Below are 18,927 nucleotides of genomic sequence, written 5' to 3' on the forward strand. Positions count from 1 at the left end.
CAAAGACTCATGAAAACCCCGTGCTTATCAAAAGTACAAACAAAGACAAATGCAATGAACTCAAATATTTTCTACACATTTTATTTTTAAGTTTATTAATTGACCAAGGAATGGCATACCGCTTCATCACATCAAGTTCATTGCACCAGGATGTAAACACCTTGTGGCAGTCAAGATCGTTCAGTTTGATGACATTCTTTGTTTTTGTTGTCCGGTTTGGACAATAAAATGTCCGCTATCAACATGTGAAGTTCACTTTGCTAAAGACATACTGAATTCCATAAACGCAGATACTAATGAGGAGTCAGATATGTCAGCTCAACCACTTTACGACATTGACCAACCAGAAGCGGCGCTTCGCCCCACGCTAGAAACATTGAAAAGTGCTTTCTTAACCATTCCAAATCCAAGCGCTGGCATGCGTATTGAACGTCTTCAAAGACTGCACTCAGCTTTGTTAGCCTATCAAGACCGTCTCATAGACGCGGTAGATCAAGATTTCAATGGGCGCTCAAGTGCTGAAACCTTGATGATCGAGCTTCTGCCTATTCTTGAAGGAATTCATTACAACAAGAAAAACCTGCGTAAGTGGATGAAACCATCTCGTCGCAAAACACCTTTGATGTTATTCGGCGCGAAAACTAAAGTGCATTACCAACCACTCGGTGTCGTCGGCATTGTTGTGCCTTGGAACTTCCCTATTTTCTTAGGTTTGTCACCTTTGGCTGGTGCGCTGGCGGCGGGTAATTTGGCCATGATCAAAACTTCTGAATTTGCCCCAAAGACGGGGGAAGTGATGAAGCAAATGATCTCCGAATATTTCACCTCTGACGAGGTTGTCGTGGTCAATGGTGGTGTTGAAGTCGCGACCGAATTCACCAAATTGCCGTTTGACCATATTGTTTTCACTGGCTCAACTCAGGTGGGCAGCATTGTAATGCAGGCGGCAGCACAGAACCTGACTCCTGTGACTCTCGAATTGGGCGGCAAATCTCCTGCCATCATCCACGAAGACTTCCCTATAGAAGAAGCAGCTAAACGCATCGCTTTTGGTAAAGGCCTCAACGCTGGGCAAGTTTGCGTTTCACCCGACTACATTTTAGTGCCAAATGGAAAGGTGGATGAGTTTGCAGAAGCATTCAAAAACGCCATCTCTAAGCATTATCCAACCATGCGTGACAACCCGGATTACACCTCCATCATTACAGAGAGGCAGCGCGATAGATTGGCTGACAACATTGCTGACGCGAAACAAAAAGGTGCAGAAGTGATGGTGATAAACCCAGCAAACGAAGACTTCTCTGGGACTCGAAAACTGCCTATGCATGTGGTTAAAAATGTCACTCACGACATGCGAGTGATGCGTGAAGAGATCTTTGGTCCAATTTTGCCGCTAGTACCTTACGAAACGCTTGATGACGCCATTCAATACGTCCAAAGCAAAGATAGACCGCTTGCTCTGTACTACTTCGACTGGGATCAGAGCCGCGTTGAGAAAGTGGTAGAAAACACACATTCAGGTGGCGTGTGTATCAATGAAGTGATGACCCATACCATGGTCGATGATATGCCTTTTGGCGGTGTAGGGCCTTCAGGCATGGGGCACTACCACGGCAAAGAAGGCTTCTTGAACTTCTCGAAAGCGAAATCGATTGTGATCAAAGGTCGCTTTGATGCGAGCCAGTACATCTCTGCACCTTGGGGAAATAAGATGTTCAACTTCTTCACCAACTTCCAGTTGAATCGTCTGAAAAAATTCTAGAACCAAATAGCCCTAATGACGCGAAGAGTCATTAGGGCTATTTGTGTTCAACACGTTTTCTTGATGCTGCCAGGCGAGAAGCCGAACTGCTTTACAAAGGCTCGAATAAAGCTCGCTGGCTCGGCATACCCTACTCGCCATGCGACGGTTTCTACGTTCAAACAAGAAGCCTCAAGTAACTGTCGAGCAATGGTCAAACGCGTGTTGGCATACAGTTCTCGATAAGTTGTCCCTTCATCACTCAAACGCCTTCTTAAGGTTCGCTCTGTCATTGAGAGTTTGTCGGCGACCGCACTGAGCGTTTTCTCTTCTGCGATATCTTCGAGAACCACTTCTTTCACGCGCTCGGTCCACTGTTTCTCCTCGTCTTCTCCTTGAGCCACAATGGCATCACACTGTTCCAAACAGAACTTCAAGGTAACCGGATCGCTTTTTGGCAGTGGCTGATTGAGCATAGAATGAGGAATCACCAACGCGTGGTGTGATTGCCCGCCTTTAACATGAATACCAAGAACCTGACTAAGTTTGTCGATGTGTTCCGGGTTATCTAGCGTGGTTTTCAGATAAAGGTCTTCCAGTGCGGGCAAAGGTAATGCTTCACGCATAAAGTTAAGCGCAACGGCGGTATGCCTCTCTAAGATGAAAGGCGTTACTCGCTCAGACAAACCAGACATGCCAAAGCTCAGCTCACCACCTTCTTGCGTCTCTTTGAAAGTCAGTTTGGCTATCACCAAAGAGAGCGCGACATAGTCGATTGCTGTGTTGAACGCAGCACGCATCGTCGGACTGGTTAATATCGCAAATCCCCAAATGCCGAACACATTCACATGCATTTGCTGACCGATTTCAGCACCGAGCCCCACTTCACTTGGCGCCAGTTTGACGTAGTTTTCTATCACCGCGACTTCTTGCGGCATGGTGAGTTTAAGATCGTCTTTGACAAGGTCTTGCTCTGTCAGCCCTGTGCCCGCTAAGCATTCCTCTAAAGGAATACCTCGCTTCTGTGCGGCATCACAAATCAATCGTACGCTGGTGATCGATCTCATAAGCGTCTCTGTAGGTGAACAAGGCTTACGAGTTTGAATTTTAATGCAATCATGCACTTATGCATAAACCATAACTTCCTAATTCAGGTATTTCCTTTTAAGCGAGAGTACTGATAGAAGTATAGAGCGTCAATGCTGAGAAGATAGTCAAAGCACATTGCATTGACGTGAGCTATGTTTCTCGCTCAGTTCAGCCTTGGCACTTGCTTGTTGTATCGATTCATCTTCAGAGCTACACACTCGGTTTCGACCCAATGTTTTCGCACGATAAAGCGCTTTATCTGCTCGGCGATAGCTTTGCTCTACAGAACGGTTGATCGTCGTAATTCCGCCACTGATCGTAATACCCAATACACTTTTCGATTGAATAATTTCTTTGAGACGATAAATCGCTTCAAATGCATTGCGAGTATTAGTCTCTGGCATGATGATGGCAAACTCCTCACCGCCAACACGCGCGACAATGTCTGTCTCTCGACACTGTGCTTTCATCAAGTTCCCGAGGTCTTTGATCACCTCATCCCCCACATCATGACCGTGTTTATCATTAATCTGCTTGAAGTGGTCTATATCGATAATGGCCAATGCGGTATTAGACACCGCGTAACGATCAGCAATACTCGCATGACGCGCCAGCTCCTTGTCGAAACGACGGCGATTCCAACAACCCGTTAGTGGATCTTTTTCGGCAAGGTTCTTCAGCTTATTCTCCAACCGCACTCGATGGCTGATGTCTCGGAAACTAAGCACATAACGGTCGCTCATTCCCATCCCCATTTTATAATGAGTAATGTGCGTATCTAGCGTTAGATGGTCACCAAAACGGTTGGTCACTTTGATTTCACCTTTCCAGTTGGCTTTCGCGCCTAACTTGGTCATCGCTTTGTTTAAACAATTGAAGCCATACTGTTGCAGGTTTTCACCATTCAGTTGTTCGCGTGTATAACCTGTCAGCTTAGAAAAACTCTTGTTCGCAAAATCGACTCGTAAATCTTGGTCGAGAATGACGACACCAATTACCGAGTGTGCGGCAATACTTGCGATCTTTTCGTCAATGCGTTCACTTTCTAAGTGGTAGTTGCGCACTACCATCAATAAACCGATGACGAACAGCAACAATGCCTGCCAACTGTAATCATGTGTGAGCGTGTAAATCCCCCAGCCAGTCAGCGTCAATAGATAAACAAACGGAAGTAACTTGCGCTTGGTATCGTTAGTAAATTTTCTCGCATTCATAATGCGTGCTCCGAATGATTCGATGAGCAAAGGTTATTGAATTCAGGTTGTTAAGATTTACCACTTTGCGCCACACCCTGATCACTGACATGCCGCTGACAAACCATCATCGCTATTCGTTTCTTCGTAAATGTCGCTTAATGGCAATTTTGGAACGTCGTTGCCCTTTATCTTATTCATCAACTCGATTGAATTAGGAAAGAAAAATGAAAGCACGTAATGCCCTTTTGATTTTACTTACAAGCACTATTGGTTTTAACGCTTATGCGATTACCGACGCAAGCAAGATTGGCGCAAATGCAGGAGCGATGAGTTACTGCTACGATCGCGTCGCCTCTGGCAAAGACAAATCGAAATACCGTTTATTGAAGCTCAAAACACTGGAAGAGTATCAAGACCTAGACAGCGGTGATCGAGCGAGAGCCCTAGTAATGAAGAAAGCCGCTGAAGATGGAGAATATCTTGGCGACCCACTGGATAAATCACGATGCAATAGCTTAAGAAAGATGTTGTTTGTGAAATACTAATCGAACCAGAATCCTTAAAAGCCATCACTGTTTAGTGGTGGCTTTTTTGTATCTGTAATCCACTCATTACAAATTCACCCCAGCTATTTATAACCACTCCGATCGATATTACTTTTTTATCTTTACGTGCGAAGTGGCGCCAAATGGTAAGTCCCCATTTACGCTTATTTCTACTATACCGCTACAGGGTATGCATTGAGCGACAGGAGTACCCACTTAAAAAATGAGAGACCAACATGACTTACGCAGAGTTCAAACAAACTGATCTACACACTTGCCTAACCGTTGCTGGTGAGCTGATGCTGACCATTGGTAAAGTTGCCTTCAAGACCATAATAATTTTATTCAAAGCCTTTGCTTGGTTGGCAATCAAAACTTACCGCTATGTGATGAAGTAAGCTGATTCGAACTCACTCTGTCACATTACTTTTAACTAGAACCGCGCCTTTCAAGGTGCGGTTTTTTGTATGTCCTATCCCAAGTTCAATTCCCTATCGCGCCCTTCTTTCTCCTCGATCCTTCTTGGCACTTGGCGCTCAGAACAAAGCAAACCAATGCTGGTTATGAACCAATTAAGAAGATAAAAGACACCTCTTGTTTGCTCCTATGCTGAACAATTTGAAGCGCTTTCCTTTTCTTTATAGGGAGCTAGGTTAATGAAAAACTCAATGCTAGAAACGTTCTGAGGCACTCTAGATAGGCAATTTAAAATGGCTAACAAGGGGCTTTAAGAATCAAAGTGAGGTGATCTTGTGACAATAGTGGCAGGAAGGTTTAACGACTTTAGAGCTAAGTTAAGGTTGAGTCTAAAAAACCGTTCACAGGTTGAGCTTCACTTTTCTTAACACGCAAAAAAGGCGCTCAGTGAGCGCCTTTGCCTAGGAGGTGTTAAGATTTATAGCGTGTTTTTGTACACGACACCGTCTTTCATGATCAACTTCTGTGTCTCTGTGTTTGCCACACATTCCACACCTTCTAGAGGGTTGCCATCGACGATCAACAAGTCTGCGTAAGCACCTTCCACGATTTGGCCTAACTTACCTTCTTGGTATGGGTGTTGGTAAGTCGACATCTCGAACAAACGACCACAGTTTGACGTCGCCATACGAAGTGCCGTGATGGTATCGAACGTTTTCTCAATCGCTCCCAGTTCATTTAGCTGTGTTGCATGAACATTTGTCTCGCCAACGCAGTCTGTACCAAAAGCGAGGTTTTGAATATCGTACTTCTTGATTAGCTCAGCAGACTTAAACATCGCTTTGCCCACTCGCTCGGTTTTGCGGTAAGTCTCCTCATTCGGTAGCGGGATTTTACGCTCAGCGATCAAAGAGGATGTAAAGTATGAAGGGATCACCCAAATACCTTTTTCTTTAATCGTCTGAGCGATATCGTCATCCATAATCGTTGCGTGTTCGAATGACATCACCCCTGCCTCAGCAGCTCTGCGCATCGCATCTGGCGTATGAATGTGCGCCGCGACATAAGTACCGTAGTCGCTCGCTGCTTCTACCGCTGCTTTCATCTCATCAAGCGTGTATTGCAGCGTATCAAGTGGGTCAAAGGTAGAAGACGCACCGCCACCAGCCATGATTTTGATTTGTGACGCGCCCTTAAATAGCTGTTCACGCACGGCTCTCAATACTTCTGCACGACCATCTGCCACTTTCATCGCACCTAGCTTCATCATTGGCGAATCTTCGTGGCCATTCGCTAAACGCTCTTGAGCTTGGTTTTGGCGATAGTCTGCATGACCACTCGTTTGCGAGATGGCTGCCATTGAAGGCAAAATTCGCGGACCTTTTGCATAACCATTATCGATGCTGTTTTTCAAACCTAATGTGTTACCCGCCACATCACGAATAGTCGTGAAACCGCGCATCAACATCTCTTCTGAGATTTTCGCTGATCGAATCGCGACTTCTTCACGTGTCATGGTGTCAATCACATTGAATGGCGCTGACAGCGTGATGTGTACGTGCGCATCAATCAGACCAGGCATCACCGTTTTGCCTTCGGCATCGATGATTTGCTCAGCATTCGAGTCATCCACTTTCCCGATTTGTGTGATTAAGTTGTTTTCAATCAGAAGATCCACGTTCTTCAGAAGTTGCTCATCCACACCGTTAAACACGTTTGCATTTTTAATTACGATACTCATGGTTTCTATCTCCGAGTCAGTTGTCTCAATACAGGTGCATCATATCGAGTGACTCGGAAATAGAATTGCCATTTCGCGACAGTAAAATCATTCAAGACTTAAGTAAGTTTTCGTGATAGATTCCGTCGCCATTTAAATATGCATGACTACTCTTATTAACCTTTTGTGCGGATAATCCTCGTTATGTTTTCTCAATCTGTCATTGAACAACTGAAATACTATGTCTACTTCTTACGAGACCCTCGTGATGGCAAGGTGTTTTACGTTGGTAAAGGCAAAGGTAATCGAATCTTTAACCATGCAGAATGTGCATTAGAAAGTGAAAGCTCAAGCGATAAACTTGACACTATACGAAGCATTTTAAGTGCTAACTACAAAGTAGAGCACTATGTATTAAGGCATGGATTAGAAGAAGCAGCAGCATTTGAAGTCGAAGCCGCTTTAATCGATTTTATAGGCTTAACCAACCTGTCTAATTCGCAAGGTGGTCACTACTCTAGCGATTTTGGCATTAAAACGACTGATGAGATTATCGCTATGTATAGTGCTGCGCCACTAGACACTTCGTTTCCTATCGTACTGATAAACATCAATAGAAAGTACTATCGTGAAATTACACAAGAAGAACTCTATGACGCAACCCGAGAAGCTTGGGTCATTGGCAGCAAACGAGATAGCGCTACCTATGCAGTCGCAACCTATCGTGGGTTAACTCGCGAAGTTTACAAGATCCAGTCTTGGTATCCTGTCGATATTGAAGGAAAAGAACGTTGGGGTTTTATTGGTGAGCTAGCGAGCGACGCCGTTCGAGAACAGCTTCGCTACAAAGCCATTTCTTCGTACTTCCCACAAGGCGCAGCAAACCCAATTAAATACCTAAACTGTGATACACCTTTATCTGTCGTTAAAACGATGCCGTCACAAAAAGTCGTACAAGATCCTATTGATTCAGACGACAAAAAATTGAATCTCATTGTTCATATCCAGAAAGGCAAAGAAATACATGGTTATGAATGGGGAACGCGCCAAGCGTGGAAGTGTGGGGAAAAAGCGCATCGGGTAAAACGTGTAATCGGTGTCGTGAAAGGTAAAATCGCTTGTATCGTAGACGGCGTCAGTGCCGAGGTATCAACACCAACATGCAACCCGAATCACAACGCAGGTTGCGAAGGCCGTTATGTGTTCGTCGGTGGTACATGCGTTAGTGAAAAAGATCTTTGCGTTGGAATGCACGGAACGCTGATGTTTAAAAAGATATCGGGGCTTGGTCAAGGTCATCGTTATCTCACCGATGAAGAGTTACTTTCCCGCATTGATTAATAAATTAAGAGCCGCTGTTGTCGGCTCTTAATTCGAAGTCATCTATACATGACTTCTTGTTTCAACCATATCTACGATAGGTATTCTAGCGATGTCGGGAGAGTTAACCTTTTTGAAATCCCGCAGATTACACAAATTACATTCAGGATCACAATTCGCTAGGCACTCTAGTTTTTCCTTCACTTTCTTCAATAGAACAGGGTTAGAAATTGACTTTATTATGTTATGTCTGAGTAGGTAAACGCCCATACTCCCCTTCTCTTTTGGAGGGTAGTATTTAACTTCTTCGGCATTGAAGACCAACTTACTGAAAGCGACCAACGGCTGAAAATCGACAACAAAGAAGTAAGCGTAATCTTTCTTACTGGAATATCTGATCAAATAATAACAAAGTGCTTGAACGATCAACTCAAAATAGTGCGTAGAACTTGTAAAATACCCCACACCAATCAAACAACTGCGTTCAGCTTCTTCTTGTGGGATCGAAATAAATGAAGGGAGACCATTGATGCCTTCAATATTCACTATACCGTACCAATGACCTACCGTTGCATCTTGGTCATTTTTAATCAAAACACATTGATACTTCACTTCACTCGCTTTCTCTTGGAGATCTTGATAGAACCTTTTTAACGGTGAAATGTTGTGGTTAAACTCTTTGAACATATCGGAATATTCATTTATCGTCAGACTTTTGATTTCGCTTTTAGGTAATCCAGAAACCTTACGATAAGAGAGGTTAGAGATAGAGAAATCCAGTGCGCGAACTAAAGTGCTGATGACAAGATCGTGTTTGTTGGAGTAACGAACTTTTGATAGATCCATTCGTAGCACGACGTCTATCAAATCCACTTCCAAACACTTGGCGATATAGAACTGTTTGTATATTGGCGGAATACTTTTACCTGTGAACCATCGGCTCAAGGTAATAGAATCAAGGCCTTTAAACTCCTCGTAGTAGTTATTTTGTAACAGCGCGATAAGGTCCTTCCGAGTAATATCTCGAGCATCGACCCAACGACTCAACTCATCTTTAAAACAATAAGTCATATGGCTTCCCCTCCTTATCAAACTCAAAATGTCCATAAGCAAAACCGAACATTTTAGTTGTGTATGCATTACAAATCTTTGGATGCTTCTATCGGCATTCTCTATTAAACAATGCAGCCAACTATAAGATGAGGTTATTTAATTTTATCTAATTTAGAAATATAACTTTATTACTCTCAGATTTTTCTTACACAATATAGAGAACACCTGACGAATAGCTCCGGCTAACTTGTTAACGCATTAGTACATTAGAAACGAGTAACCTTTAACCTTTCTGTAAATAATGGAGTCTACTCAAGCCTCGTAACGCAGCTCTTGTTTCATCCCGCTGACAAGGAGTCTCTGAAACGAAGAGCATTCCGTGTTCTCTGCCTCGACATCGACAAAAATCAGAACGCAATAATGCCCAATACTTATCTGTACTATTCTCTGGAGCTTTTGAAGCAGCTTGTAACCATAGTTCGCAAGCCATACCCCATTCGTACTCTCGTTCATTATCTCCCGCTAGCTTTGCTAAATCCAAATACGCTCGATTGGCCATATGTGTCCTTAATTTTCAGTAAATTAGAAAGTTATATTAAGAGACAGAAATAACGTTGAGATAGCATCACAAGAGGATTTAAGTAAAAAGACGCAACTGTAGGTGCCAATCAGACTCATAAATTGCGTTCCAGCAAAAAAAAGAGCCGCAAACTGCGGCTCTTAATTTATCTATTTCAATTTAAGCAAAAACTTATTCTTTACCGAATACGTTGTTTTCCTGCTCTTGTACGCGGATGAACGTAGTACGCTTGGTTAGCTCTTTAAGCTTTGCTGCACCGACGTAAGTACATGTTGAGCGAACACCGCCAAGGATGTCTTGGATAGTACCGTGAACGCTACCACGGAATGGTAGAAGTACAGTTTTACCTTCAGCGGCACGGTAGCCAGCAACACCACCAGAGTGCTTGTCCATCGCGCTCTTCGACGACATGCCGTAGAATTTCATGAACTTCTTGCCGTCTTTTTCGATCACTTCGCCGCCTGACTCTTCGTGACCTGCTAGCATACCGCCTAGCATTACGAAATCAGCGCCACCGCCGAATGCTTTTGCAACGTCACCCGCACATGAACAACCACCGTCACCGATGATCATGCCGCCAAGGCCGTGTGCAGCGTCACCACACTCGATGATTGCAGAAAGCTGTGGGTAACCAACACCTGTTTTAACACGTGTAGTACATACAGAACCTGGGCCAATACCCACTTTCACGATGTCTGCGCCCGCTAGGATTAGCTCTTCACACATGTCGCCAGTCACTACGTTACCTGCAGAGATAACTTTATCTGGGAATGCTGCACGTACACGCTGTACGTACTCGACTAGGTGCTCTGAGTAACCGTTCGCGATATCGATACAGATGAAGATAAACTCATCAGAGATCGCCATGATGTCTTTGGTTTTTTGGAAGTCTGCATCAGACGTACCAGTAGACACCATTACGTTGTTTAGCGTTGTTTTGTCAGCTGTTTTTGCAAACTCTGCCCAGTCTTCTACTGTGTAGTGTTTGTGAACAGCAGTCATTACACCATGCTCTGCTAGTGCCTTCGCCATTGCGAAGCTACCAACCGAATCCATGTTCGCCGCAATTACAGGTACACCAGACCATTGACGGCCACTGTGCTTGAATGTAAAATCGCGGGTTAAATTTACTTGAGAACGGCTCTTAAGGGTTGAACGTTTCGGGCGAAACAGTACATCTTTGAAACCTAACTTAAGTTCTTGTTCGATACGCATTGTGTAATTCCTTGATTCATAAGTATATGTGTCATCTCAGAGTGCGTAGTGAAGTCGTTGGCAGACGAGTTCACTGTTCTTCGGACACAAAAAAACCGGAGCGTTGGCAGACGCTCCGGTTTTCAGCATTATAGGTCGTGATTTATTTCCTACAAGTCTGATATTTGAATTTTTTTTGTGATACCATCTTGGAAATCGCATATCAAAAACACCTCACCACTCTCCAAACTCATAACTTTATTAACAATATCAAACAGTTAAAACCACCCTGCATTTAATCCTTTGCGCAAACCTTTGCGTTAAGCAACGGGTATTTTACCGTTCAACCTCTCATAAACGCTCAAAATTACACCAAACGATACTTATTAGTCGGTTTGTACAAGAATAATTTTCTAATTTTTTTCACGCTCCACATCACTTTTCTGCCACTTTTTTGAGTGTATCAAGCACGCACTAGCTCTCTGTGACGTTTATAGCGCATCGAAGTGATTCAATAACATCACTTGCTAATAAGCCAATTTCGCCTTTTTGTTGAACATTAATGTCCGCAGCGTGACTATGGAGCATGACTCCCAAACGTGCAGCAACAGCAATAGGTAAGCCTTTGGCAAGCAGTGCGGCAATTACACCGGATAACACATCCCCCATACCGCCACTAGCCATTCCCGGATTTCCGGCAAGACAAACGTACATTCTCACACCATCATAGATAAGCGTACCCGCCCCTTTAAGTACAACGACACCTCCATAACGTTCATGAAGTTGTCTTGCTGCGGCAAAGCGATCTTGCTCTATGTCCTTTGTAGAGACATTAAGTAAACGTGCTGCCTCTCCTGGATGTGGTGTAATAACGCGTTGCTCATCTCGTAAAACCACGACGTCATTACGCTGATTCAGCATCGCAAGAATATTGAGTCCGTCTGCATCAACGACTTTCAGTTTTTGCTGCTGAGATAAGTATTGATAGGCTTGATACGCCCATTCATCCTCACCGAAACCAGGACCGAAAACCAAGACATCCGCCCAACGTGTCCGTTTAATCAGTTCGTTATCTGCCTCTTTTAACTCATCAAACGTAATAGCCTGACTCATGACTTCTGGAGAGCCGACTTGCAATGGCAACAATGAGCTTGGGTGAGTGAGAGCAGCGGTCAACCCTGCCCCTGTTCTTACTGCGGCTGAAGCGCACAAACGAATGGCACCAGACATGCCTTGATTACCGCCTATACATAAGAGCTTGCCATTATTCCCTTTGTGGGCTGTGGCTTTTCTTTTTGGTAGTAACCTTTTGATGATTTGATGGTCGATGCCTAAAGCACTTTCTTCTTCAATCGACTCGAACTCAACGTTTACACCCAAGCCTGAAAAATGCAGCTCACCGACGTAATCTCTCGCCTGCCCTGTGCATAAGCCTTGCTTCACACCAATAAAGGTCACCGTATGATCCGCTTGTATGGCATCTCCGAGCACGGAACCGGTGTCTGCACTTAACCCCGAAGGAATATCGATTGAGATGACCGGACAATGAATTTGATTAACTTGATCAATGTAGCGACGATACTCATGTCTTACTTCACCAGAAAGCCCTGTACCAAGCATGGCATCGATGATCACATCCGCCTCTAAAAGTGCAGTGTGCCAATAATCCCAAGAGCTATTCTCGCCATCCACAGATTGCCAATCTTCAAACGCTCGCAGCGCATCCCCTTTCAATGATGTGATGTCGCCTAGCTGGAAGACACGAACATTTAACTGTGCCTGTTTGGCAAGCGTGGCAAACACGTATCCGTCTCCACCATTATTGCCTTTGCCACAGACCACCAGCACGGTTCGCGCCCTTGGGTAAAGATGAAGAAATCGTTCGTATACCGCCATTCCTGCACGCTGCATTAGGCTGTACATTGAGACGCCTGCCATTTGAGCGGCGAGTATTTCTCCGTTTCTGACTTGCTCTGCGGTGTAGAGCTTGAGGGCGAGATTAAAGTCCATATAGAGATTCTGCGTTTTAGAAGACACGATTTAAGTATACGAAAAAGCCGAGGCGAACCTCGGCTTTTACTGTGTTTATTTTCTCAAGCTTTATTTTTGGTGCTGCGACGTCAAGTTTGCTGCTGCGACATCAAGGCTTCGGCAGTTGCATCTTGAATCGACAAGAACAGCGAGTTGATTTTCCCTGTTGGGGTTCGCATTGGGTTTAGCGTCACGTTTTGGTACATGAACTCTGCTTGTTGCGTCACTGGTCGAACGTTGCGGCAACGGAACAGATATGGACGCTGACGCCACGTGATGAAGCTTCGGCACCCCAAATCGTAAACAGGCTTAGTTTTCAGTTTGAACCACTCTTGCGGGATCTCAGGGAAGATATCAAAGATCGAACGACCAATTGCCTCGTGAGATTGCAAACCGCTGTGGTGAGTCATAAAGCCATTCCACACTTGAACGTTGTAATCTTTATCGATCACAACTAAGCCCATGTCGACATTTTGAACCATGTCGACCATCCAATGGAATTGTTCAAATTCTGCAGGTAAGTTCAGCATTAGAAATCCTCCATTAGGTACGACAGTTTGTTATCCAGCAACGGCAGTGACTCATCAACAAACATGAACAGTAGGTCACAACGGATGGAAGTGCCTTCAATGTTGTAGCTGACCTCGAATGTCATGGTTCGGCTAAATGCACCTGTTGTCGACTCGATAATTGAATCGATGGAAATGTGCTGACCAAGCAGCACTGGTGAACTCTGGAAAAAGCGGACTTCAGACTGCTCGCCCAAACCATTCAAGAATGATCCAACCAAAATATTGGAGATGTCCATCAACAGTTCTAGTTCTTCCAACTCTTCACTGTCTGCTGGCACCTTCATCAGTTTCTTAAGATCAGAAACACTGGAGTCGCTCAAGATCACTAACGCTTCGCCGGCAATACCCTCACCACAAAAGCCTTGGCAAACACCAGAGACATTGTCGTGAGATGCGAGATCACGCAAAGCCATGTGCAGTTCACTGACTTCAAAGATATTTACGTTTGGTAATGGAAGCTGAACAAATACATCAAAGTGTCGAGCGAGCGCATCCGCTGCACGACCAATAGAAACATTCGCCACTTCCATATAGATGTCGCGGCGGCGGAGAATTGGCAACTCTATGGTTGTCGGTGTGATGACTTGTGGTCGATCATTCGGCTCGATCAGCTCTTTTAACGTCGCTTTAAGCTCATCTTTACCAATCGGCTTTTGAATAAATGCTTTCGCACCGAGAGCAAACACGCGCTCTTTTGCTTTTGGCTGAATATCACCAGACACAACCACGACAGGCGTTTGAATGCCCAAGCGTTTCATGTTTTCTAATGTTTCAAAACCGTCCATCTCTGGCATGGTGAGGTCGAGAAACATCAGTTTAAATTCTTTTTGCGCTAACTCTTCAAGCGCATTTTTACCATGGATGGCAAATGTCACGTCTGCATTCAATGTTGCTGGCAGTGATCTTGCCATCTGTTTGCGTGCTAACGCAGAATCATCACAGATGAGTACAGGAAAAGACATGCTACCACCTTTAAATATTCAACAATCTGCGCGGGATTCTACCAGATTGTTACTGCTACACAGACTAAGAGTCTTCGTTTTTTGTTTACTGGGTAAGCATACGCAATATGAATAGTTGAGTGAACCAATGAACTAAGAAAAAGTTCGATTCCCTATACATTTAGTGACATCAGTCAGGAATGATTAAAAGTTCTACAAGGCTTGATACGCAAGGGGTTGCGTTTATAAAGTTGCTGCCATTTAAGATAAGCAGAAATAAAAAAGGCACCCTCTTTGGAGTGCCTCAGTCTTTTGTTCACTGGTCGCTTTCTATGGCACACCGTGACCTTTTGATGCAACCCAAACTCGGTACCATTGTTCACGAGTTAGCTCAATGCTTAGCGCGTTAACTGCACTATGCACACGCTCGATTTTACCAGAACCAATAATTGGCATCGGCTTAGAAGGCAAGCGACGTACCCAAGCGTAAATCACTTCGTCAATGCTGTTTGCCCCCACTTCTTCTCGGATAGCTTCTAGCTCGTTACGAACACGAACCGCTTGCTCCGTATCACCAGTAAAGATTGAACCGCCACCCAAACATGACCATGCCATTGGACGAACACGATGCGTTTGAAGTAGGTCTAGCGTACCATCGTGTGCCACTTCAAAGTTCAGTGGGTTGATTTCCACTTGGTTAGTCACAAGAGGTTTGCTTAAACGAGATTGAAGAAGCTCGAATTGGCGAGGCGTGAAGTTAGAAACACCAAAATGTTTAACTTTACCCACTTTATGTAGCTCAGAGAACGCTTCTGCTACCTCGTCTGCATCCATCAACACGTCTGGACGATGGATAAGAAGAACATCAATCTCGTCGACTTTTAGTCGCTCAAGCGAGTTGTTCACGGATTGATAGATGTGTGCAGCGCTGGTGTCGTAGTGGTTAATCTTACGCTCTGGCGTTTTGTCACCACACAAGTTGATGTCGCACTTTGTCACGATCTGAATTTGCTCACGAACGCTTTTGTCCAGTGCGAGTGCTTCACCAAACAGCGCTTCACATTCGTAGTTACCGTAGATGTCAGCATGATCGACGGTAGTAATACCTAACTCAATGTGTTGCTTTAGGAACGACAAACGCTCTTGCACCGTCATGCCCCAATCTACTGCACGCCAATAACCTTGTACCAGTTCAGAAAACTCTGGACCGTTTGGTGCAGTCACTACTTTTGCAACCATGGGTTTATCTCCTTTTCTTAATCTGCTTTCATCCTAGTCTTGTTTTACCGCTCGCTCAACGGGTAAACTTTCGCAATTCGAACTGGAGTACGAAATATGTCTTTTGCCCAACGACTCGCGACATTAATTGGCGAAGAAAGCATCAGTGGTTTTGCGCGACGCGTGGACGTTTCTGAAGCTTTGATTCGCAAATACCTCAAAGGCAGCGAACCCAGCTTAGCCAAAGCGAATCAAATCGCCATGCGAGCCAACTGTTCATTGGAATGGTTAGCCACTGGTTGCGGCTATTTATACCGTCAAGCGGAAGTCGTGGACATGGAGGCCTATAAACTGGCCTTCCAACACGTGATGAATGGAACGATATCAGAAGAGGAAGAAGCCAAGCACCGCAAGCTGGTAGCGGGTTATCAGTACCTACGCGCACACAAAAAGTCAGATGGATTTTTGGATGAATCCGCGATGGCGACCTTTCTTTCGTTGCATGATGAAAACAAGACCGCGCAAAACTGAACCTTTAAACGATGTTTGTATCACGACGCCTTTAACTTCCGCTTTAAAAGCGCTCAACCTTAAGCTCAATCATTTCGCCATCACTATTTAACGTGACATGCACTCTCGGTGTTGGCGATTCAAACTCTTCAGCTAACACCCAATCAATACTTCGCGGCGCTTGCTGAGGGTAGCGGTTGATAAACAGAACCAGAGCTTTGTCGACAGCTTCTGGTGAGTTCTGTTTTAAAGCCGCAGCTATATCGTATTGCTCGCCCTTTATGTCAATTCGCTTCATCACCAAGCCATCTTTTCTCAGATTCAGTATCACATCACTCAAGTTTTGAGGTTGATAGTCCGTGAGAAAGTTCAGACGAATCGCTTTTTCTTCTATCGTTGCTTCTCCGTAAAGGTGCTGGTGGTAATAATGAAAATCATCCAAGCATAATGCATCTTCGCTTTCCTGCGTCTCACATCCGTACCAGTCACCACCCTCTTGCAAGGTTTGTCGAACCTCAACGAAAGGCGCTTCAGATAACATGATTTGCCACCATGCATCTCGTGCATTTGCGGTTTGAGAAAACAAACTTAAAAAATGAAGCAGGAAGAATGAGAAACGCAACATAGGGGTACTATCGATTTGACTCGAGAAGATGAATGAAAGAGCTTTATCTTTGCTGTAAGTAGAGCGAGAAGCAAGTGACTATGTCGGATTTCGGGCACAAAAAAAGCGAACCTTCTAGCCCGCATCAATCTTTGTATAAAGCATAAACCGCGTAGTCCATCACGCTGAGAACCATTACGAAACAGCAGAATAGCATACCATTTATATTTATCAACACTTCATACGGTTATTCTTAAGCAACCGTGCAGATACCTTTGTCGGCAGAGTAGTGAATAGACTTGCGGTTTAGGCAGGCATTAAAAAGGCGCACTCTTGCGTGCGCCTCTGCCTCGTGACTCAATCGTGAGTATGCGAATCGGGAAGTCTATTGATGCATCCCGAACAAATAACGAGGAATTTCTGTAGGGTTTGAATCCATCCAAATTGTGTGTAAAACCTCACATCCCTCCTTCTGAAGCAGTCATGTTGCTTTACACTTAAAGCATGGTTCATTTTGCTCAGAAAACAAGGTTACTCGATAAAAAAATAGCGTGAGATATGGGATCAATAGCACAATATTTATCAATATTTGCACAATAGACGCTTGAACTGCTCAATAGTGGAAAGCTAAATTGCATCTTTATTGATTAGGTCTAGACTCTCGTGAGCGTATAATTTCTTTCGTCCCTTCCAATTAGTAGTCTAGGAGAATCTGTTAATGACCAAACGCGAGAGAATTGTGAAATCTGTGTTAGCGCACGTACCTAAAGATGCGATTAACCAGTTTGTCTCTCGAGGGTCAACGCCAACATCATTTTCCGTCCTCTTTATGGCCGCAATCGTTGGTACGTTAGCAGGTCTTGTCGGCACCTACTTCGAAATTGCCGTTCACTTTGTTTCAGAAACTCGTACCGAGTGGTTAAAAAGCGAAATCGGTAGCGTTCTGCCTTTGTGGCTTGCTGCGATTCTAATCAGTGCAACCTTGGCATTTATCGGTTACTACCTTGTTCACCGTTTTGCTCCTGAAGCATCTGGCTCAGGTATTCCTGAGATCGAAGGCGCAATGGATAACATCCGCCCTGTACGTTGGTGGCGTGTTATTCCAGTGAAGTTCTTTGGCGGTATGGGTGCGCTTGGTTCAGGTATGGTTTTAGGTCGCGAAGGTCCTACCGTACAAATGGGTGGTGCGGTTGGTCGCATGGTCACTGACATCTTCCGTATTAAAGACGATGATACACGCCACTCATTATTAGCCTCTGGTGCTGCTGGTGGCTTGGCCGCTGCCTTTAACGCGCCATTAGCAGGCATTATGTTTGTGGTTGAGGAAATGCGCCCTCAATTTCGCTACTCGTTGATTTCTATCCGAGCGGTGATCATTTCAGCGATCATGGCAAACATTGTATTTCGCGCCATCAATGGCCAAGCCGCTGTTATCACCATGCCGCAATATCAATCGCCAGAGTTACAATCACTATGGCTATTCCTACTGCTTGGTTCTCTATTCGGTGTATTTGGTGTCATCTTCAACAAACTGGTGACTATTGCACAAGACAGCTTTGTTGCTCTGCACAAAAACGACCGTAAACGCTACCTAATCACTGGTACTGTCTTGGGTGGTGTGTTTGGCTTGCTACTGCTTTATGTTCCTCAACTTACTGGCGGTGGTATTGGTTTGATTCCGGACATTACCAACGGTAACTACTCAATTTCGATCTTGGTGATGTTGTTTGTTGGTCGTGTTATCACAACCTTACTCTGTTTTGGTTCAGGTGCTCCAGGCGGTATCTTCGCCCCAATGTTGGCGCTGGGTACGCTATTTGGCTACGCGTTTGGCGCAAGTGCAGACATGTTATTACCTTCTCTCACGATTGAACCAGGCGTGTTTGCCATTGCCGGTATGGGAGCGTTATTCGCAGCGACAGTGCGCGCTCCAATCACTGGCATCTTGCTGGTTATCGAGATGACAAACAACTACTACTTAATTCTGCCTCTCATCATTACTAGCTTAGGTGCGGTAATCGTAGCGCAGTTACTTGGCGGGCAACCGATTTACAGCCAGTTGCTACATCGTACGCTTAAAAATGACAAGCTACGTCAGCAAGACCTACCGGAAAACCAAGCCTAACTTAATATCGGCTCCAAATTATCTTCCACATAAGATGTTAGTTTGGAGCCAGTAATTCTGCGTTTTTACAT

17 protein-coding genes are annotated in these 18,927 nt (G+C 44.6%); 6 read left to right on the forward strand and 11 right to left on the reverse strand.

All coding sequences use genetic code 11. The annotated features are described in order from the left end of the window. Positions 1-310 precede the first annotated feature (310 nt). Positions 311-1,762 (forward strand): coniferyl aldehyde dehydrogenase, encoded by a 1,452-nt coding sequence (locus KIT90_RS00600; RefSeq protein WP_285374439.1) that lies wholly within the window; start codon positions 311-313, stop codon positions 1,760-1,762. A 47-nt stretch (positions 1,763-1,809) separates the two neighbouring features. Here KIT90_RS00600 and KIT90_RS00605 read toward each other — a convergent pair whose 3' ends face one another. Together KIT90_RS00605 and KIT90_RS00610 are read right to left on the reverse strand one after the other, a co-directional pair. Continuing rightward, positions 1,810-2,808 carry an AraC family transcriptional regulator gene (locus KIT90_RS00605; protein WP_285374440.1) on the reverse strand — a complete coding sequence of 333 codons (999 nt, stop codon included), beginning with the start codon at positions 2,806-2,808 and terminating at the stop codon, positions 1,810-1,812. 147 nt (positions 2,809-2,955) lie between these two features. Beyond that, complete coding sequence (locus KIT90_RS00610) at positions 2,956-4,044, reverse strand: sensor domain-containing diguanylate cyclase (protein ID WP_285374442.1); 1,089 nt, start codon at positions 4,042-4,044, stop codon at positions 2,956-2,958. Positions 4,045-4,250: 206 nt separating this feature from the next. Between KIT90_RS00610 and KIT90_RS00615 the strand changes: the two genes are divergently transcribed. Next, positions 4,251-4,571, forward strand: coding sequence for a hypothetical protein (locus tag KIT90_RS00615; protein WP_009704082.1), 321 nt, complete (start codon positions 4,251-4,253; stop codon positions 4,569-4,571). A gap of 236 nt (positions 4,572-4,807) precedes the next feature. Continuing rightward, positions 4,808-4,969 carry a hypothetical protein gene (locus tag KIT90_RS00620; protein WP_285374443.1) on the forward strand — a complete coding sequence of 54 codons (162 nt, stop codon included), beginning with the start codon at positions 4,808-4,810 and terminating at the stop codon, positions 4,967-4,969. Positions 4,970-5,466: 497 nt separating this feature from the next. On the opposite strand, the gene KIT90_RS00625 is transcribed toward KIT90_RS00620, so the two are convergent. Next, a complete protein-coding gene (locus KIT90_RS00625; RefSeq protein ID WP_009704080.1) occupies positions 5,467-6,729 on the reverse strand; it encodes an amidohydrolase family protein in 1,263 nt (420 codons plus the stop codon). Between the two features lie 183 nt (positions 6,730-6,912). Here KIT90_RS00625 and KIT90_RS00630 point away from each other — a divergent pair, with 183 nt between their 5' ends. Then, entirely contained in the window at positions 6,913-8,049 is a 1,137-nt protein-coding gene (locus KIT90_RS00630; protein WP_285374444.1) for a hypothetical protein, read from the forward strand. Positions 8,050-8,091: 42 nt separating this feature from the next. Here KIT90_RS00630 and KIT90_RS00635 read toward each other — a convergent pair whose 3' ends face one another. The 7 genes from KIT90_RS00635 to KIT90_RS00660 all read right to left on the reverse strand — a co-directional run bounded on the left by KIT90_RS00635 (position 8,092) and on the right by KIT90_RS00660 (position 15,638). After that, entirely contained in the window at positions 8,092-9,168 is a 1,077-nt protein-coding gene (locus tag KIT90_RS00635; protein WP_285374445.1) for an XRE family transcriptional regulator, read from the reverse strand. A gap of 196 nt (positions 9,169-9,364) precedes the next feature. Continuing rightward, complete coding sequence (locus KIT90_RS27875; RefSeq protein WP_373417650.1) at positions 9,365-9,640, reverse strand: ANR family transcriptional regulator; 276 nt, start codon at positions 9,638-9,640, stop codon at positions 9,365-9,367. A gap of 192 nt (positions 9,641-9,832) precedes the next feature. Then, positions 9,833-10,876 carry a GMP reductase gene (locus KIT90_RS00640; protein ID WP_199436031.1) on the reverse strand — a complete coding sequence of 348 codons (1,044 nt, stop codon included), beginning with the start codon at positions 10,874-10,876 and terminating at the stop codon, positions 9,833-9,835. A 453-nt stretch (positions 10,877-11,329) separates the two neighbouring features. Next, positions 11,330-12,865, reverse strand: coding sequence for an NAD(P)H-hydrate dehydratase (locus KIT90_RS00645; RefSeq protein ID WP_285374446.1), 1,536 nt, complete (start codon positions 12,863-12,865; stop codon positions 11,330-11,332). Between the two features lie 110 nt (positions 12,866-12,975). Continuing rightward, a complete protein-coding gene (locus KIT90_RS00650) occupies positions 12,976-13,416 on the reverse strand; it encodes a PAS domain-containing protein (RefSeq protein ID WP_005425904.1) in 441 nt (146 codons plus the stop codon). Next, entirely contained in the window at positions 13,416-14,420 is a 1,005-nt protein-coding gene (locus KIT90_RS00655; protein WP_005425987.1) for a response regulator, read from the reverse strand. The genes KIT90_RS00650 and KIT90_RS00655 overlap by 1 nt, the downstream gene beginning before the upstream one ends. A 309-nt stretch (positions 14,421-14,729) precedes the next feature. Continuing rightward, a complete protein-coding gene (locus KIT90_RS00660) occupies positions 14,730-15,638 on the reverse strand; it encodes an aldo/keto reductase family oxidoreductase (protein WP_285374449.1) in 909 nt (302 codons plus the stop codon). Positions 15,639-15,734: 96 nt separating this feature from the next. Here KIT90_RS00660 and KIT90_RS00665 point away from each other — a divergent pair, with 96 nt between their 5' ends. Next, the gene (locus KIT90_RS00665) at positions 15,735-16,148 is read left to right on the forward strand and encodes a helix-turn-helix transcriptional regulator (protein WP_005435626.1); all 414 of its coding nucleotides are present in this window, start codon (positions 15,735-15,737) and stop codon (positions 16,146-16,148) included. 43 nt (positions 16,149-16,191) lie between these two features. On the opposite strand, the gene KIT90_RS00670 is transcribed toward KIT90_RS00665, so the two are convergent. Further along, positions 16,192-16,752: a hypothetical protein gene (locus KIT90_RS00670; protein ID WP_285374452.1), complete on the reverse strand. Its 561-nt coding sequence runs from the start codon at positions 16,750-16,752 to the stop codon at positions 16,192-16,194. Between the two features lie 697 nt (positions 16,753-17,449). Between KIT90_RS00670 and clcA the strand changes: the two genes are divergently transcribed. Further along, entirely contained in the window at positions 17,450-18,856 is a 1,407-nt protein-coding gene (gene clcA / locus KIT90_RS00675; protein ID WP_005435622.1) for a H(+)/Cl(-) exchange transporter ClcA, read from the forward strand. The last annotated feature ends 71 nt before the right edge of the window (positions 18,857-18,927 follow it).

This window comes from Vibrio sp. B172a (assembly GCF_030248355.1).
Taxonomy (GTDB): Bacteria; Pseudomonadota; Gammaproteobacteria; order Enterobacterales; family Vibrionaceae; genus Vibrio; species Vibrio owensii.

Bases quoted from the DNA above. Each gene is read 5' to 3' on its own strand.
- KIT90_RS00600 (WP_285374439.1), top strand. From the start codon at position 311: ATGTCAGCTCAACCACTTTACGACATTGACCAACCAGAAGCGGCGCTT.
- KIT90_RS00605 (WP_285374440.1), bottom strand. From the start codon at position 2,808: ATGAGATCGATCACCAGCGTACGATTGATTTGTGATGCCGCACAGAAG.
- KIT90_RS00610 (WP_285374442.1), bottom strand. From the start codon at position 4,044: ATGAATGCGAGAAAATTTACTAACGATACCAAGCGCAAGTTACTTCCG.
- KIT90_RS00615 (WP_009704082.1), top strand. From the start codon at position 4,251: ATGAAAGCACGTAATGCCCTTTTGATTTTACTTACAAGCACTATTGGT.
- KIT90_RS00620 (WP_285374443.1), top strand. From the start codon at position 4,808: ATGACTTACGCAGAGTTCAAACAAACTGATCTACACACTTGCCTAACC.
- KIT90_RS00625 (WP_009704080.1), bottom strand. From the start codon at position 6,729: ATGAGTATCGTAATTAAAAATGCAAACGTGTTTAACGGTGTGGATGAG.
- KIT90_RS00630 (WP_285374444.1), top strand. From the start codon at position 6,913: ATGTTTTCTCAATCTGTCATTGAACAACTGAAATACTATGTCTACTTC.
- KIT90_RS00635 (WP_285374445.1), bottom strand. From the start codon at position 9,168: ATGCATACACAACTAAAATGTTCGGTTTTGCTTATGGACATTTTGAGT.
- KIT90_RS27875 (WP_373417650.1), bottom strand. From the start codon at position 9,640: ATGGCCAATCGAGCGTATTTGGATTTAGCAAAGCTAGCGGGAGATAAT.
- KIT90_RS00640 (WP_199436031.1), bottom strand. From the start codon at position 10,876: ATGCGTATCGAACAAGAACTTAAGTTAGGTTTCAAAGATGTACTGTTT.
- KIT90_RS00645 (WP_285374446.1), bottom strand. From the start codon at position 12,865: ATGGACTTTAATCTCGCCCTCAAGCTCTACACCGCAGAGCAAGTCAGA.
- KIT90_RS00650 (WP_005425904.1), bottom strand. From the start codon at position 13,416: ATGCTGAACTTACCTGCAGAATTTGAACAATTCCATTGGATGGTCGAC.
- KIT90_RS00655 (WP_005425987.1), bottom strand. From the start codon at position 14,420: ATGTCTTTTCCTGTACTCATCTGTGATGATTCTGCGTTAGCACGCAAA.
- KIT90_RS00660 (WP_285374449.1), bottom strand. From the start codon at position 15,638: ATGGTTGCAAAAGTAGTGACTGCACCAAACGGTCCAGAGTTTTCTGAA.
- KIT90_RS00665 (WP_005435626.1), top strand. From the start codon at position 15,735: ATGTCTTTTGCCCAACGACTCGCGACATTAATTGGCGAAGAAAGCATC.
- KIT90_RS00670 (WP_285374452.1), bottom strand. From the start codon at position 16,752: ATGTTGCGTTTCTCATTCTTCCTGCTTCATTTTTTAAGTTTGTTTTCT.
- clcA (WP_005435622.1), top strand. From the start codon at position 17,450: ATGACCAAACGCGAGAGAATTGTGAAATCTGTGTTAGCGCACGTACCT.